The sequence below is a fragment of the Micromonospora sp. NPDC050495 genome (assembly GCF_040655175.1).
Classification (GTDB): domain Bacteria; phylum Actinomycetota; class Actinomycetes; order Mycobacteriales; family Micromonosporaceae; genus Micromonospora.
Window position 1 is genome coordinate 13,524 of sequence record NZ_JBFAJK010000040.1, and the last position, 14,115, is coordinate 27,638.

15 protein-coding genes and 1 pseudogene are annotated in these 14,115 nt (G+C 76.7%); 12 read left to right on the top strand and 4 right to left on the bottom strand.

Annotated features, from left to right (window positions below):
• From modA to AB0I11_RS27390, 4 genes are all read left to right on the top strand, one after another.
• Entirely contained in the window at positions 1 to 771 is a 771-nt protein-coding gene (gene modA, locus AB0I11_RS27375; protein WP_357326664.1) for a molybdate ABC transporter substrate-binding protein, read from the top strand.
• On the top strand, positions 768 to 1,559 hold the full coding sequence (locus AB0I11_RS27380) for an ABC transporter permease (protein WP_357326530.1): 792 nt from the start codon (positions 768 to 770) through the stop codon (positions 1,557 to 1,559). The genes modA and AB0I11_RS27380 overlap by 4 nt, the downstream gene beginning before the upstream one ends.
• On the top strand, positions 1,556 to 2,620 hold the full coding sequence (locus tag AB0I11_RS27385; RefSeq protein ID WP_357326533.1) for an ABC transporter ATP-binding protein: 1,065 nt from the start codon (positions 1,556 to 1,558) through the stop codon (positions 2,618 to 2,620). The genes AB0I11_RS27380 and AB0I11_RS27385 overlap by 4 nt, the downstream gene beginning before the upstream one ends.
• Positions 2,621 to 2,714: 94 nt before the next feature.
• Complete coding sequence (locus tag AB0I11_RS27390; protein WP_357326536.1) at positions 2,715 to 2,999, top strand: hypothetical protein; 285 nt, start codon at positions 2,715 to 2,717, stop codon at positions 2,997 to 2,999.
• Between the two features lie 15 nt (positions 3,000 to 3,014).
• Here the strand turns inward: AB0I11_RS27390 and AB0I11_RS27395 are convergent, their stop codons facing one another.
• Positions 3,015 to 4,961, bottom strand: coding sequence for a sulfatase (locus AB0I11_RS27395; protein ID WP_357326539.1), 1,947 nt, complete (start codon positions 4,959 to 4,961; stop codon positions 3,015 to 3,017).
• A gap of 129 nt (positions 4,962 to 5,090) precedes the next feature.
• Positions 5,091 to 5,891 (bottom strand): annotated as a pseudogene (locus AB0I11_RS27400) (CDP-alcohol phosphatidyltransferase family protein); the annotation flags it as partial.
• 93 nt (positions 5,892 to 5,984) lie between these two features.
• Between AB0I11_RS27400 and AB0I11_RS27405 the strand changes: the two are divergent.
• The 8 genes from AB0I11_RS27405 to AB0I11_RS27440 all read left to right on the top strand — a co-directional run bounded on the left by AB0I11_RS27405 (position 5,985) and on the right by AB0I11_RS27440 (position 12,445).
• Complete coding sequence (locus tag AB0I11_RS27405) at positions 5,985 to 6,962, top strand: dehydrogenase (protein ID WP_357326542.1); 978 nt, start codon at positions 5,985 to 5,987, stop codon at positions 6,960 to 6,962.
• Between the two features lie 3 nt (positions 6,963 to 6,965).
• The gene (locus tag AB0I11_RS27410; protein WP_046567661.1) at positions 6,966 to 7,364 is read left to right on the top strand and encodes a 6-carboxytetrahydropterin synthase; all 399 of its coding nucleotides are present in this window, start codon (positions 6,966 to 6,968) and stop codon (positions 7,362 to 7,364) included.
• 6 nt (positions 7,365 to 7,370) lie between these two features.
• Positions 7,371 to 8,408, top strand: a complete 1,038-nt coding sequence (locus AB0I11_RS27415) for a glycosyltransferase family 4 protein (RefSeq protein ID WP_357326545.1) — start codon at positions 7,371 to 7,373, stop codon at positions 8,406 to 8,408.
• Entirely contained in the window at positions 8,405 to 9,214 is an 810-nt protein-coding gene (locus AB0I11_RS27420) for a class I SAM-dependent methyltransferase (RefSeq protein WP_357326548.1), read from the top strand. The genes AB0I11_RS27415 and AB0I11_RS27420 overlap by 4 nt, the downstream gene beginning before the upstream one ends.
• Positions 9,215 to 9,318: 104 nt before the next feature.
• A complete protein-coding gene (locus AB0I11_RS27425) occupies positions 9,319 to 10,284 on the top strand; it encodes a lysylphosphatidylglycerol synthase transmembrane domain-containing protein (RefSeq protein WP_357326667.1) in 966 nt (321 codons plus the stop codon).
• Between the two features lie 70 nt (positions 10,285 to 10,354).
• On the top strand, positions 10,355 to 11,008 hold the full coding sequence (gene ribA, locus AB0I11_RS27430) for a GTP cyclohydrolase II (protein ID WP_357326552.1): 654 nt from the start codon (positions 10,355 to 10,357) through the stop codon (positions 11,006 to 11,008).
• Complete coding sequence (locus AB0I11_RS27435; RefSeq protein ID WP_357326554.1) at positions 11,005 to 11,700, top strand: dihydrofolate reductase family protein; 696 nt, start codon at positions 11,005 to 11,007, stop codon at positions 11,698 to 11,700. The genes ribA and AB0I11_RS27435 overlap by 4 nt, the downstream gene beginning before the upstream one ends.
• Positions 11,701 to 11,734: 34 nt before the next feature.
• Positions 11,735 to 12,445, top strand: a complete 711-nt coding sequence (locus AB0I11_RS27440; protein WP_357326670.1) for an SDR family NAD(P)-dependent oxidoreductase — start codon at positions 11,735 to 11,737, stop codon at positions 12,443 to 12,445.
• Positions 12,446 to 12,561: 116 nt separating this feature from the next.
• Here the strand turns inward: AB0I11_RS27440 and AB0I11_RS27445 are convergent, their stop codons facing one another.
• Both AB0I11_RS27445 and AB0I11_RS27450 read right to left on the bottom strand, forming a co-directional pair.
• Positions 12,562 to 13,314 (bottom strand): amino acid ABC transporter ATP-binding protein, encoded by a 753-nt coding sequence (locus AB0I11_RS27445; protein ID WP_357326558.1) that lies wholly within the window; start codon positions 13,312 to 13,314, stop codon positions 12,562 to 12,564.
• Positions 13,311 to 14,084, bottom strand: coding sequence for an amino acid ABC transporter permease (locus tag AB0I11_RS27450; RefSeq protein WP_357326561.1), 774 nt, complete (start codon positions 14,082 to 14,084; stop codon positions 13,311 to 13,313). The genes AB0I11_RS27445 and AB0I11_RS27450 overlap by 4 nt, the downstream gene beginning before the upstream one ends.
• Positions 14,085 to 14,115 lie beyond the last annotated feature (31 nt).

Consider the following 14,115-nt stretch of genomic DNA (forward strand, 5'->3'; position numbering starts at 1 on the left):
ATCCGGGCCGCCGTCGCCGCGACGGCCGCGCTGACCCTGGGCCTGACCGGCTGCGGCGGCGCCGGCGAGCCGGCCGCCGGGGACGCGGGCGGCCGGGTGACCGTGTTCGCCGCGGCGTCGCTCACCGAGTCCTTCACGAGGCTGGGCCGGGACTTCGAGGCCGCGCACCCCGGCATCACGGTGACCGTCAACTTCGCCGGCAGCTCCGCGCTGGCCACCCAGATCACCCAGGGCGCGCCGGCCGACGTCTTCGTCGCCGCCTCCCCGGCCACCATGAGGACCGTCACCGACGCGGGCGACGCCGCCGGCGAGCCGGTCGTCCTGGTCCGCAACCAGTTGGTCATCGCCGTGCCCGCGGGCAACCCGGGCCGGGTGGCCGGCCTCGCCGACCTGGCCGGCCCGGGAGTCAAGGTCGCGCTCTGCGCCGAGCAGGTCCCCTGCGGGGCGGCGGCGCAGGCCGTGCTCGGCGCGGCCGGCGTCCGGCTCACCCCGGCCACCCTGGAACGGGACGTCAAGGGCGCGCTCGCCAAGGTCCGGCTCGGCGAGGCCGACGCCGCCCTGGTCTACCGCACCGACGCCCGCTCCGCCGCCGGTGACGTCGACGCCGTCGAGTTCCCCGAGTCCGCGCGGGCGGTGAACGACTACCCGGTCGTGGTGCTGAAGCACGCCGGCAATCCGGACGGCGCCCGGGCGTTCGTCGACCACGTCCGCTCCGCCGCCGGCCTGGCCGTGCTCACCGCCGCCGGGTTCCAGGCGCCGCAGGGCCGGTGAGCCGTCGCCGGCAGCGGGTGCCGCTGGCCCTGCTGCTCCCCGCCGGCCTCGGGCTGCTCTTCCTCGTCCTGCCGCTGGTCGGGCTGCTGGCCCGCGCGCCGTGGACCAGCCTGCCCCGGCGGCTGGCCGAGCCGGGCGTACGCACCGCGCTGCGGCTGTCGCTGGAGACCGCGACCGCCGCCACGGTGCTCTGCGTCGTGCTCGGCGTACCCCTGGCGTGGCTGCTGGCCCGGGTCGAGTTCCCCGGCCGGCGGCTGGTCCGCGCCCTGGTCACCGTGCCGCTGGTGCTGCCACCGGTGGTCGGCGGGGTGGCGCTGCTGCTGGTCTTCGGCCGGCGCGGGCTGCTCGGCTCCTGGCTGGACGCCACCTTCGGGGTCACCCTGCCGTTCACCACCGCCGGGGTGGTGCTCGCCGAGGCGTTCGTCGCCATGCCCTTCCTGGTCATCGCCGTCGAGGGCGCACTACGCGGCGCCGACCGCCGGTACGAGGAGGCGGCGGCGACCCTCGGCGCCGGCCGCTGGACCACCTTCACCCGGGTCACGCTGCCGCTGGTCGCCCCCGGCGTGGCGGCCGGCGCGGTGCTCTGCTGGGCGCGGGCGCTCGGCGAGTTCGGCGCGACCATCACCTTCGCCGGCAACTATCCGGGCCGCACCCAGACCATGCCGCTCGCCGTCTACCTGGCCCTGGAGACCGACCTCCAGGCGGCCATCGTGCTCAGCCTGATCCTGCTCACCGTCTCCGTGGCCATCCTCGCCGGGCTGCGCGACCGCTGGCTCGGCACCACGTGACCGCCCCGCCGCCGCTGCTCGACGCGCACCTGGTCGCCGACCGGGGCGCCTTCCACCTCGACATCCGGCTGCGGATCGCCGCCGGCGAGGTGGTCGCCCTGCTCGGGCCGAACGGCGCCGGCAAGACCACCGCGCTGCGCGCCCTCGCCGGGCTGCACCCGCTCAGCGCCGGCCACCTCACCCTCGGCGACGCCGACCTGGACCACCCCGAGCGGCGGCGGTGGGTCCCGCCCGAGCGGCGGCCGGTGGGCGTGGTCTTCCAGGACTACCTGCTCTTCCCGCACCTCAGCGCGCTGGACAACGTGGCGTTCGGGCCCCGCCGGCGGGGCGCCGACCGGCGGGCCGCCCGGGCCCGGGCCCAGGCGTGGCTGGACCGGGTGGGGCTGGGTGGGCAGGCCCGGGACCGGCCGCGCCAGCTCTCCGGCGGGCAGGCCCAGCGGGTCGCCCTGGCCCGGGCCCTCGCCGTGGAGCCCACCCTGCTGCTGCTCGACGAACCGCTGGCCGCGCTCGACGCCCGCACCCGGCTGGACACCCGCGCCGAACTCCAGCGCCACCTCGGCGCGCACGCCGGGGCCACCCTGCTGGTCACCCACGACCCGCTCGACGCCCTGGTGCTCGCCGATCGGCTGGTCATCGTCGAACAGGGGCGGGTCGTGCAGGAGGGCGACGCGGCGACCGTCACCGCCCGGCCGCGCACCGACTACGTGGCCCGGCTGGTCGGGCTGAACCTGCACCGGGGCCGCGCCGACGGGCGCTCGGTAACCGTCGGCGGGCTCACCCTCACCGCGGCGGACAGCGTGCACGGGGACGCCTTCGTCGCCTTCCCGCCGGCCGCCGTGGCGCTGCACCCGGGTCGCCCCGACGGCAGCCCGCGCAACGTCTGGCCGGCCACGGTGACCGGCGTGCAGCGGCACGGCGACAACCTCCGCGTCCAACTCGCCGGCCCGGTCGCGGTGGCCGCCGACGTCACCCCCGCCTCGGCCGCCCAGTTGCGGCTGCGCCCCGGGCAGCGGGTGTGGGCGGCGGTGAAGGCGGCCGAGACTCGGGCCTACCCGGCGTGACGCAGGTCGCTGGACGCTCGTTGGTAGGTGAGGAAGGTTTGACTCTGCCCCACCTGGTCAGTGAACAGGGGAGCGACGAGGAGAGGGGAACGGGGTGCCCGACACCACACAGGTCCGGTCCAGCCAGGAGGCTGTGCTCCCGGACGACGTGACCGACCCGCTGCTCTGGCGGACGGCGTACGACGTGGCCGCCGCCCACCAGCCGGACGAGACGGGCCACTGTCCCAGCCTGCTCTGCGGCGGCCAGGACGCGCCCTGCGACACCCTGACCGACGCCCGCCGCGCGATGGACCTGGCCCGCTCCGGCGCCCCGGCCGAGGAGTCCGTCCCCGCCGCGGCCCCGCGCCCCCGCTCCCGCCGCCGTCGCAAGGCCGCCTGAGCACCCACCGCCGGGTCAGTGGCCCGGGGTGGGGCCGAACGCGGTGAGGAAGCGGTCCCGGAAGGTGTCCATCCGCCACGCCGGGGTCTGCGGGCCGGGCCGCAGCCCGTCCTGCCAGCCCCAACCGGCGATCCGGTCCAGCACCTTCGGATCCTTGGCCACCACGGTGATCGGTACGTCCCGGCTGGCCCCCGGGCCGGTGACCGTCGTGGTGGGCTGGTGGTCGCCGAGGAAGACCAGCACGAGATCGTCCCCGCCGTAGGTCAGCAGGTAGGAGACCAGCGTGCCGACCGAGTACTCGATCGCGTGCGCGTAGTCGGCGCGGATCTGGTCGTTGCCGCGCTGGACCACGTCCCGGCCGCCCCCGGTGCGGGTCGCCGCCTCGTGGAAGATCGACCCGTCGCCGACCGCGTCCCACGGCACCGGCTTCGGGATCGCCGACCAGGGGGAGTGGCTGGACACCAGCGGGATCTCCGCCATCAGCGGCGGGTGCGGCCGGGACCGCTCGAGGCGCTGGAAGGCCGCCAGGGTGAACTGGTCGGGCATCGGCGCGTAGCTGAACGTCGGCCCCCGGTAGGCCAGCCGCGCGGCGTCGTAGTAGCGGTCGTAGCCGAAGAACCTGCCCTCCGGCCAGGGCTGGGTGGCCGCGGGCAGCACGCCGACGGTCTGCCAGCCGGCCCGGTGGAACGCCCCGTTGAGGGTGAGCCGGTTGCCGGCCAGCAGGTCGCGGTGACGCTGGTCGTTGTCGATCCACAGGCCGGAGAGCAGGGTGGCGTGGGCCAGCCAGCTTCCGCCGCCGAAGGTGGGCGAGGTGAGGTAGCCGCTGCGGGCGTCGAACCCGGCCGCGCGCAGTTGCCGGTAGCCGTCGTCGAGCACCGCCGTCACGCCCGGGGCGAGCGCCGGGTCGGTGACGGCGTCCCGGCCGTAGCTCTCCACGAACGCGACCAGCACGTCCTTGCCGCGCAGCCCGGTCAGCAACTGGTCGCCCGGCACGTTGCGGTACGCGTCGGTGGCCGCCTGTCCGGCGAACACCACCCGGTCCCGCAGCCCGGCGCGGACCTGCCCGACGTGCGCCGCGACCAGGGCGCTCGCCTCCCGGTCGGCGACCGGCACGTCGGGCCCGACCCGTACCCCGAGGGCCGCGCAGCCGAGCCAGAGCACCGCGAGGGCGGCCACCACCCGCGCCGACGTCCGCCGGCGCCGGGCCAGCAGCCGGGTCAGCCGCAGCGCCGCCAGGGTGACCAGGACGAGCAGGCCGGCGGTGAGCAGCACCGCACCGGCGGCGGCGGCGACCGCGGCGGCCCGGCCGGAGGAGTCGGTGAGGTAGCCGAACCCGTCGTCGAAGAGCGCCCAGTCGAGCAGCACGTCGAACGGCCGGTCCCGGGCCACGAAGAAGCCCATGTCCAGCAGGCGCAGCACGGTGAGCAGGCCGAGCAGCAGGCCGGCCAGCGCGGCGATCGGCCCGCGGGCGCGGGCCGGCAGGGCGAGCAGCACCGCCACCGCCACCAGTGCCTCGACCGGGATGCGCAGCACCGCGGCCAGACCGATCCGGCTCAGCTGGTCGGGCAGCGCCAGCGCCGCCAGCACCAGCAGCGCGGCGAGCCCGGTGAGGACCGCGGCGGCGACCCGGCGGGCCCGCGAAGGCGTCCCGGCCGGCGCTGCGACCGCCGCCGGCTGCGCAGTTGTCGCCGGCGGTGGGGTCGGTGCCGGCTGCGGGCCTGGTGCGGCGGGGTCCGGGGCCGCCGGGTGCGGCGTGGGGTCGGTGACCGCGCCGGCGTCGATCGGCTGCGGCCCGGTGCGGGCGTCCGGGGTGTCGGCCGGTGGGCGGCCGGGGACGTCGGGAGCGTCGGTCGGCGGGCGCTCGGCGGGGCGGTCCGGGGCAGGGACGTCGGGGGCAGGGGCGGCGGGAGCGTCGGCCGACGGGGTCGCGGCGGGGTGGTGGCGGCGGGCGGGACGTGACACGGCGGGGTCCTTCGGCGAGGGCGGGGAGGACACGGGTGGCGCGGGCTAGACGGGCTGGTGGGCGCGGGCCCGGACCGGCAGCGGCCGGGTCACCGGACCGGTCGGCCGGGCCGGCCGCCCGGTGGGTTCGAGCACGATCCGGACGGGCGGCGCGGCGGGGACACGCCGGGCCGGGCTGGCCCCGAGGGCGCCGGCCGGGACGTCGGCCGGGGCACGGGCCGGGACGGCGACCGGGGCACCGGAGGTGACCGGCCGGCGCCGCCACAGCCAGGCCACGTCGTGCCCGAACGACTCGACCAGCAGCGCCAGCGCGCCGGCGACCAGGACGACGGTCGCCACCGGGGGCAGCAACTCGCTCGCGGCCACCACGAGCACCACGCCCTGCGCCGCCGCCGCCACCTTGCGCCAGAACCGGGGCGGCAGCGGGCGCCGCAGCCAGGGCAGCAGCCAGCCGGCCGCGACGAAGGCGTACCGCATCCCGCCGACGGCCAGCACCCAGCCGCCGACGGCCGGCACCAGGTGCGCGCTGAGCAGCAGGAGCAGGAACGCGTCGACCTCCATGTCGAAGCGGGCGCCCAGCGGGCTGGCCGTGCCGGTGCGGCGGGCCACCAGGCCGTCGACGGCGTCCAGGGCCAGCGCCACGGCGGTGAGCGGGACCAGCACCACCGCCGGCGCCGGGCCGGGGGTCAGCGCCAGCGCCAGCACCCCGCCGATCAGCAGGGCGCGGGTCAGCGTCACCCGGTCGGCCGGGCCGAGCCGCTCCGCGCCGGCGGCCCGCAGGCCGCGCCGCAGCAGCGCGCCGAGCACCCCGGCGTACCCGAGGCCGGCGAGCCAGCCCGCCACGCCGAGCCCCACCGTGCCGGCGAGGCCGGCCAGCAGGGCAGACTGGAGGATCAGCCCGAGCAACGGGCCCGTTCGAACGGTGGACACCCTGCCTCCGTGTCTATGATCGACAACCCTGTGCTCTCACTACGGGGAAACTGCCCGTTCGGTTCGGTCTGATGCGGAAAAGAGGAGAAAATCGTGACCGGCGTCGCCCGCGCCTTCTGGCTCCGCGCCCCCGGCCAGGGCGAGCTGCGTCCCGTCGAGCTGCCCGCGCCCGGCCCCGACGAGGTGCTGGTCCGGACCCGCTACTCGGGGGTCAGCCGGGGCACCGAGACGCTGGTCTTCACCGGACGGGTCCCCGCCGACCAGTACGCCACGATGCGCGCCCCGTTCCAGGAGGGCGACTTCCCGGCCCCGGTGAAGTACGGCTACCTCAGCGTCGGCACCGTCGAGCAGGGACCGGAGGAGCTGCGCGGGCGGACCGTCTTCTGCCTGCACCCGCACCAGACCGCGTACGTGGTGCCGGCCGCCGCCGTGGTGGTCGTACCCGAGCAGGTGCCGGCGGCCCGCGCGGTGCTGGCCGGCACCGTGGAGACCGCGTTGAACGCGCTCTGGGACGCCGCGCCCCTGGTCGGCGACCGGGTCACCGTGATCGGCGGCGGCATGGTCGGCTGCTCGGTGGCCGCCCTGCTGGCCCGGTTCCCGGGGGTACGGGTCCAGCTCGTCGACGCCGACCCGGCCCGGGCCCGGGTGGCCGCGGCGCTCGGCGTCGATTTCGCGCTGCCCGCCGACGCGGCCGGCGACCGGGACCTGGTGGTGCACGCGAGCGCCACCGCCGACGGGCTGCAACGCGGGCTGGACCTGCTCCGCCCGGAGGGGACGGTGCTGGAGTTGAGCTGGTACGGCGACCGCCCGGTCACGCTGACCCTCGGCGGGGCCTTCCACGCCCGGCGGCTCGGCATCCGCAGCAGCCAGGTCGGCACCGTGTCGCCGCGGCGGGCCGACCGCAGCTACGCCGACCGGCTGGCGCTGGCCCTGGACCTGCTCGCCGACCCGGCGTTCGACGCGTTGCTCACCGGCCGGTCCCGCTTCGCCGACCTGCCCGACGTGCTCGACCGGCTCGCCTCGGGTCGGCTCCCCGCGCTCTGCCACCTCATCACCTACGACGAGGAGTGATCCGTGTTCAGCGTCACCGTCCGGGACCACATGATGGTCGCCCACAGTTTCCGCGGCGAGGTGTTCGGCCCCGCCCAGCGGTTGCACGGCGCCACGTTCGTCGTCGACGCCACCTTCCGCCGGCCGGACCTCGACGCCGACGGCGTCGTGGTCGACATCGGCCTGGCCACCGAGCAGCTCAAGGCCGTCCTCGGCGAGCTGACCTACCGCAACCTGGACGACGAGCCGGCCTTCGCCGGGGTGAACACCACCACCGAGGTGCTGGCCCGCACGGTGGCCGACCGGCTCGCCGAGGCGGTGCACGCCGGCCGGCTCGGCGCGGGCGCCCGCGGCCTCGCCGGGATCACCGTGACGCTGCACGAGTCGCACGTGGCCTGGGCCAGCTACGAGCGGACCTTGTAGCCGTCGATGACCGTCGTCCACGTGGTGCTGCCGGGCGACATCGACGACCCGGCCACCCCCAGCGGCGGGAACAGCTACGACCGGCGGGCCTGCCGGGGCCTGGCCGCGCTGGGCTGGACCGTGCGGGAGCACCCGGTGCCGGGCGGCTGGCCGTACCCGGGGGCGGGGGAGCGGGCCGCGCTCGCCGGCCTGCTCGCCGCGCTGCCGGCGGGGGCGCTGGTCCTGCTCGACGGGCTGGTCGCGTCCACGGTGCCGGAGGTGCTGGCCCCGCACACCCACCGGCTGCGCCTGGTGGTGCTGGTGCACCTGCCCCGCGACGACGACGTGGAGGGGCACACCCTGGCCAGCGCGACCGCCGTGGTGGCCACCAGCGACTGGACCCGCCGCCGGCTGCTCGACCGGTACCCGCTGGCCGCCGCCCGGGTGGCGGTCGCCGCCCCGGGCGTGGACCCGGCGCCGCTCGCGCCCGGTTCGCCCGACGGCGGCCGGCTGCTCTGCGTCGCCGCGATCACCCCGGTCAAGGGCCACGACGTGCTCGCCGCCGCCCTCGCCGAGGTCGCCGACCTGCCGTGGCGCTGCGACTGGGTGGGCTCGCCCACCCGCGAGCCGGCCTTCGTGGCGCGGCTGTCCGGGCGGCTCGCCGGCACCGGCCTGGCCGACCGGGTCCGGCTGCCCGGCCCGCTCACCGGGGCGGCGCTGGAGGCCGCGTACGCCGCCGCGGACCTGCTGATTCTGCCGTCCCGGCAGGAGACGTACGGGATGGTGGTAACGGAGGCGCTGGCCCGGGGCGTGCCGGTGCTGGGCAGCGACACCGGCGGCCTGCCCGACACGCTCGGGTGGGCCCCGGACGGCACCCGCCCGGGCCTGCTCGTGCCGGCCGGGAACCCGGCGGCGCTGGCCGCCGCACTGCGCGCCTGGCTCACCGACCCGGTCCTGCGGGACCGACTGCGGCGCGCGGCCCGGCAGCGGCGGGACACCCTGACCGGTTGGACGGTCACCGCGCAACGGCTGGCGGCGGCCCTGAAGGAGGCGACAGCGGCATGACCACCCAGCTACCCCCGGACTTCGCCGACTGGCTGCGGCTGCGCGAGCCGGCGGACGCGGCCGCCCGGTCGGCCGACCTGGTGGACGCGGTCCGTCGCCGGCTGCCCGCCGGCCGGCCCGTCGTGGTGCACGACCTGGGCAGCGGCACCGGCTCGATGGCCCGCTGGCTGGCGCCCCGGCTGCCCGGCCCGCAGCGCTGGGTGCTGCACGAGCGGGACCCCGACCTGCTCGCGCTGGCCGCCGCCGAGCCGGTGCTCGCCGCCGACGGCAGTCCGGTCACCGTGCAGACCCGGGACTCCGACATCACCCGGCTGGCCGGCGCCGACCTGGCCGACGCCCACCTGGTCACCGCCTCCGCCCTGCTGGACATGCTCACCGCCGGGGAGGTCGAACAGGTGGTGGCGGCCTGCGCCGGTCACCCCACCCTCTTCGCGCTCTCGGTGGTCGGCCGGGTGGAGTTCACCCCGGCCGACCCGCTCGACGCCGGGTTCACCGCCGCGTTCAACGCGCACCAGCGCCGTACCGTGGCCGGCCGCACCCTGCTCGGCCCGGACGCGGCGCGGGTCGCGGCGGCGGCCTTCCGCCGCCGGGGCGTCGACGTGGCCGTCCGGTCCAGCCCGTGGCGGCTCGGCCCGGAGCAGGCGGCGCTGACCGCGGAATGGCTGGCCGGCTGGCTGGACGCGGCCGTCGAGGAGCGGCCGGACCTGGCCCCGGCGGCGGAGGCGTACCGGCGGCGGCGGTTGGCGGAGGCGGCGGCCGGCGGGCTGCGGGTGGTGCTGCACCACGACGACCTGCTGGCGGGGTGAACCGCGCGGCGCTCTGGCACGTGACATCGGGTGGACCCCGGGAGGACCACTTGTCACACGCCACCGTCGCCGTCCCCATCGGCACCGTCCCCGCCGTCCCCGCCGTGGCCGGCCCGACGCGGCCGGCGGGCGGGCGCGCGCCGGCCCGGTCGGCCTGGCCGTGGGTACGGCTGCTCGGCGGGCTCGCGGTCCTCGCCGCGCTGGTCTGGTCGGTGGGCGCCGGGCCGTTCCTGGCCGGGCTGCGGCTGATCGACCCGCCCGCGCTGGCCGCCGCGCTCGGCATCGGCGCGCTCACCACGGTCTGCTGCGCCTGGCGCTGGTCCCTGGTCGCCGGCGGGCTGGGCGTACGCCTGCCGCTGGCCACCGCGGTGGCGCACTGCTACCGGGCGGTCTTCCTCAACTCGACCCTCCCCGGCGGGGTGCTCGGCGACGTGCACCGGGCGGTGCGCCACGGCCGGGACGCCGGGGACGTCGCCCGGGGTGTCCGGGCCGTGGTCTGGGAACGGACCGCGGGACAGGTGGTCCAACTCGGCATCGCCCTCGCGGTGCTGGCCGTGCTGCCCTCCCCGGTCCGGCCGTACCTGCCGGTGCTGGCGGCCGCGCTGGCCGCGGCGGCGCTCGGGCTGGCGCTGCTGGTCCGGGTGGCTCCCCGCTCGGGGGCGTCCCGGTGGGCGCGTGCGGTGCGGACCGCGGTGTCGGACATCCGGGCCGGGCTGCTGGCCCGCCGCGCCTGGCTGGGCGTGCTGGTGGCCTCGGCGGTGGTGGTCGCCGGCCACCTGGCCACCTTCCTGGTCGCGGCGCGCACCGCGGGCGCGGACGCGCCGCTGTCCCGGCTGCTGCCGCTGACCCTGCTGGCGTTGCTCGCCATGGGCCTGCCGGCGAACGTCGCCGGTTTCGGTCCGCGCGAGGGGGTCGCGGCCTGGGCGTTCGCCGCCGCCGGGCTCACCGCCGGCCAGGGGGTCGCCGCCGGCACCGTGTACGGGGCCCTGGTGCTGGTCGCCAGCCTGCCCGGCGCGGCGATGCTGCTGGCCCGGCGGTCGCCCGCCGTACGGCCCGGCGAGTGTCGGTGATCCGGCCTACGGTGAGGAGGCGAGGTGTGCGTTGCCGGCCCGTCCGGCAGCCCCGGACGGAGGAGAACGGATGGACGAAACACTGCCCACGGCGACGATCCGGACCCAGGTGACGGTCCCGCTGCGCTTCCCCGACGGATACCTGACCAGCGCCCGGGTCTACACCTTCCACGGGCTGGTGGACGGCCGCGAGCACCTTGCGTTCGGGCTGGGCGACCGGGCGACCGCCGGGGACCGGCTGGCGGCCGACCTGCCCCCGCCGCTGGTCCGCCCGCACAGCGAGTGCCTGACCGGGGACGTCTTCGGCAGCCAGCGCTGCGACTGCGGCCCGCAGTTGCGGGAGGCGGTCGAGCGGATCGCCGAGGCCGGGGGCTACCTGCTCTACCTGCGCCAGGAGGGCCGCGGCATCGGCCTCTACGCCAAGCTCGACGCGTACGCCCTGCAGGACGGCGGGCTGGACACCTACGAGGCGAACGAGGCGCTGGGCCGGGGCGCCGACGAGCGCGACTACACGGTGGCCGCGCAGATGCTGGTGGCGCTGGGCGTGGCCCGGGTGGCGCTGCTCAGCAACAACCCGGACAAGGCGGCGCAGCTGGACCGGCTGGGCGTGACGGTGGCCGACCGGGTGTCGACCGGGGTGCACCTGTCCCCGGCGAACGCGCACTACCTCGCGGCCAAGGTGACCCGCGCCGACCACGCCCTCGACCTGCCCTTCGTGCCGTGAGCGCGCGACCGTACGTGCTGCTCAGCTGCGCGATGTCGATCGACGGCTACATCGACGACGCGTCGACCGAGCGGCTGCTGCTCTCCAACGAGGCCGACCTGGACCGGGTCGACGACGTTCGCGCCGCCTGTGACGCGATCCTGGTCGGCGCCGCCACGGTCCGCCGGGACGATCCGCGGCTGCTGATCCGCGCCGAGCGGCGGCGGGCCGAGCGGGTGGCCCGCGGCCTGCCCCCGTCGCCGGCCAAGGTCACCGTCACCGGCAGCGGCGACCTCGATCCGACCGCCCGGTTCTTCACCTTCGGCGACGGGCCGAAGCTGGTCTACTGCCTCAGCGGGGTGGTGGAGAAGACCCACGAGCGGGTGGGTGACGTGGCCACCGTGGTCGACGCCGGTGACCCGGTCACCCCGGAGGCGGTCCTGGCCGACCTGGCCGCGCGGGGTGTCCGGCGGCTGATGGTGGAGGGGGGCGGCAGCCTGCACTGCCAGTTCCTGACCGCCGGCCTCGCCGACGAGTTGCACCTGGTGGTGGCGCCGTTCTTCGTCGGTGACCGGCGGGCGCCGCGCTTCGTCGGTGAGGGCAGCTATCCGTGGCACGCGGGCCGGCGGGCCCGGGTGCTCGAGGTGCGCCAGATCGACGACGTGGTGCTCACCCGCTATGCCCTCTCCGACCGGTGCGACGCCCGGCGTTGACTTCGAGCACGCTCGGAAAGCTAGCGTGCGCGGCATGACGACCACACTGATCACGGGCGCGAACAAGGGCCTGGGGCTGGAGACCGCCCGCCAATTGACGGCCGCCGGCCATACCGTCTACCTCGGCAGCCGGGACCTCGAGCGGGGGCGGCTGGCTGCCGCGACGGTCGGCGCCCGGGTCGTGCGGGTGGATGTCACCGACGACGCGTCGGTAGCCGCCGCGGCGCGCTCCATCGCGGCCGACGGCGGCTTGGACGTCCTGGTCAACAACGCCGGGATCGCGCCGGAGTGGGGCGCGGACGGCACCGTCACGGATGCCTCGGGTGTGACGGCGGACCTGATGGCGCAGACCTTCGCGACGAACGTCGTCGGCGTGGTGCGGATGCTCCACGCCTTTCTCCCGCTCCTCAGCCGGTCCGCGGCTCCCGTGGTGGTGAACGTGAGCAGCGGCCTCGCGTCGCTGTACCGCGCGACAACCCCGGGCGAGCCCGGCTACGCCTACCCGGGCGTGGCCTACCCGGCCTCCAAGACCGCGCTGAACATGGTCACCGTCCAGTTCGCGAAGGCGTACCCGACGATCAGGATCAACGCGGTCGAGCCCGGCTTCACCGCCACGGACCTCAACGGCTCGGCCGGACACCAGACGGTGGAGCAGGGTGCCCGGATCATCGCCCAGCTGGCGCAGCTCGGTCCCACCGGCCCGACGGGAGGCTTCTTCAGTGCCGCTGGTCGCCTGCCCTGGTGAGCAACAACCCGGCGGCTGCCCCGCGCCCCTCCACCGTCGGGCCGGGGCGGCGCCACCCGTTCGTGTCGGCGGTCCGCCACCGGAGGACGGGGGAGCGGCCTGACTGGCGGCGCGGCTCAGCGCACCTGGGACAGGAAGCGGCGCAGCCGCGGATGCTCCGGCGCCTCGAACACGGCGGCCGGCTCGCCGGCTTCGAGGACCACGCCGCCGTCCATGAACGCCACCGTGTCGGCGACCTCACGGGCGAAACCCATCTCGTGGGTGACCACCACCATGGTCATCCCGGCGGCGGCGAGGTCGGCCATCACCGCGAGCACGCCCTTGACCAGCTCCGGGTCGAGCGCGGAGGTGGCCTCGTCGAAGAGCATCACCTGCGGGCGCAGGGCCAGCGCCCGGGCGATCGCCACCCGCTGCTGCTGCCCGCCGGAGAGCTGCGCCGGCCGGGCGTCGGCCTTGTGCGCGAGCCCGACCAGGTCCAGCTGGGCCCGGGCGAGCCGCGCCGCCTCCTCCTCGGGCAGCTTCTTCAGCTTGCGCAGCGCCAGGGTGATGTTGCGCAGCACGCTCAGGTGCGGGAAGAGGTTGAACTGCTGGAAGACCATGCCGACGCGCTGGCGCAGCGCGTCCGGGTCGTCGTGCAGCACGCTGCGTCCGTCCAGCAGCACGTCGCCCCGGTCCGGCTCGATGAGCCGGTTGATGGTGCGCAGCAGGGTCGACTTGCCGGAGCCGGACGGCCCGATCACGCAGGCGGTGGTGCCCCGGGCGACGTCCAGGTCGGCGCCGCGCAGCACCTGGTGCGACCCGAAGGCCAGGTGCACGTCCCGGACGGCGAGACCGACCGAGCCGGCGGGGGTGGTCGTGGTGGTGCTCATCGCGGGTCCTTCCCGGTGCTGGCCGGCGCGGGGTCGACGTCGAGGTCCGGGTCGGGCAGGGCGACCGCCCGGCCCTGGCGCAGCCGCCGGTCGATCCAGTTCACGGCGTGGGTGAGTGGCACGGTCAGCGCCAGATAGAACAGCCCGGCCAGCAGCAGCGCCGACTCGTTGCCGGTGGTGGCGGCGTAGTCCTGACCGATCCGGAACAGCTCCCGCTGGCTGGCCACCAGGCCGAGGAAGTAGACCAGGCTGGAGTCCTTGATCAGGGCGATGAGCTGGTTCACCCAGGCCGGCAGCACCCGGCGTACGCCCTGCGGGATGATCACCAGCCGCATCGCCTCGCCCCAGGAGAAGCCGAGCGCCCGGGCCCCCTCGAGCTGGGCGGCCTCGACGCTCTGGATGCCGGAGCGGAAGATCTCCCCGAGGTAGGCGGCGGCGATCAGCGACAGCGCCAGCACGCCGAGCGGATAGGGGTTGGGCCCCCACACCCGCATGCCCAGCGGCGCCAGGCCGACGCCGATGAGCAGGATGGTCGCCGCCGCCGGCAGGCCGCGGAACACGTCGGTGTAGACCCGGGCCGGCCACCGCAACCAGCGGGTACGCGAGATTCCGGCGACCGCCAGCAGCATGCCCAGCACCGAGCCGAGCAGGGCGGCGGAGACCGCCAGGAGCAGCGTGTTGGGCAGCCCGACGGTGACCATCTCGGGCAGCGCCTCGCGCATCGAGGCCCAGTCGAAGAAGGTCTCCCAGAGGGTGCTCAGTGGATCCATGTCTGCCTCCGCCCCGCTCGTGCCACGTCGT

Coding starts and splice junctions, on each gene's coding strand:
- AB0I11_RS27415 (WP_357326545.1), top strand. CDS start 7,371: ATGACCGTCGTCCACGTGGTGCTGCCGGGCGACATCGACGACCCGGCC.
- AB0I11_RS27420 (WP_357326548.1), top strand. CDS start 8,405: ATGACCACCCAGCTACCCCCGGACTTCGCCGACTGGCTGCGGCTGCGC.
- ribA (WP_357326552.1), top strand. CDS start 10,355: ATGGACGAAACACTGCCCACGGCGACGATCCGGACCCAGGTGACGGTC.
- AB0I11_RS27440 (WP_357326670.1), top strand. CDS start 11,735: ATGACGACCACACTGATCACGGGCGCGAACAAGGGCCTGGGGCTGGAG.
- AB0I11_RS27445 (WP_357326558.1), bottom strand. CDS start 13,314: ATGAGCACCACCACGACCACCCCCGCCGGCTCGGTCGGTCTCGCCGTC.
- AB0I11_RS27450 (WP_357326561.1), bottom strand. CDS start 14,084: ATGGATCCACTGAGCACCCTCTGGGAGACCTTCTTCGACTGGGCCTCG.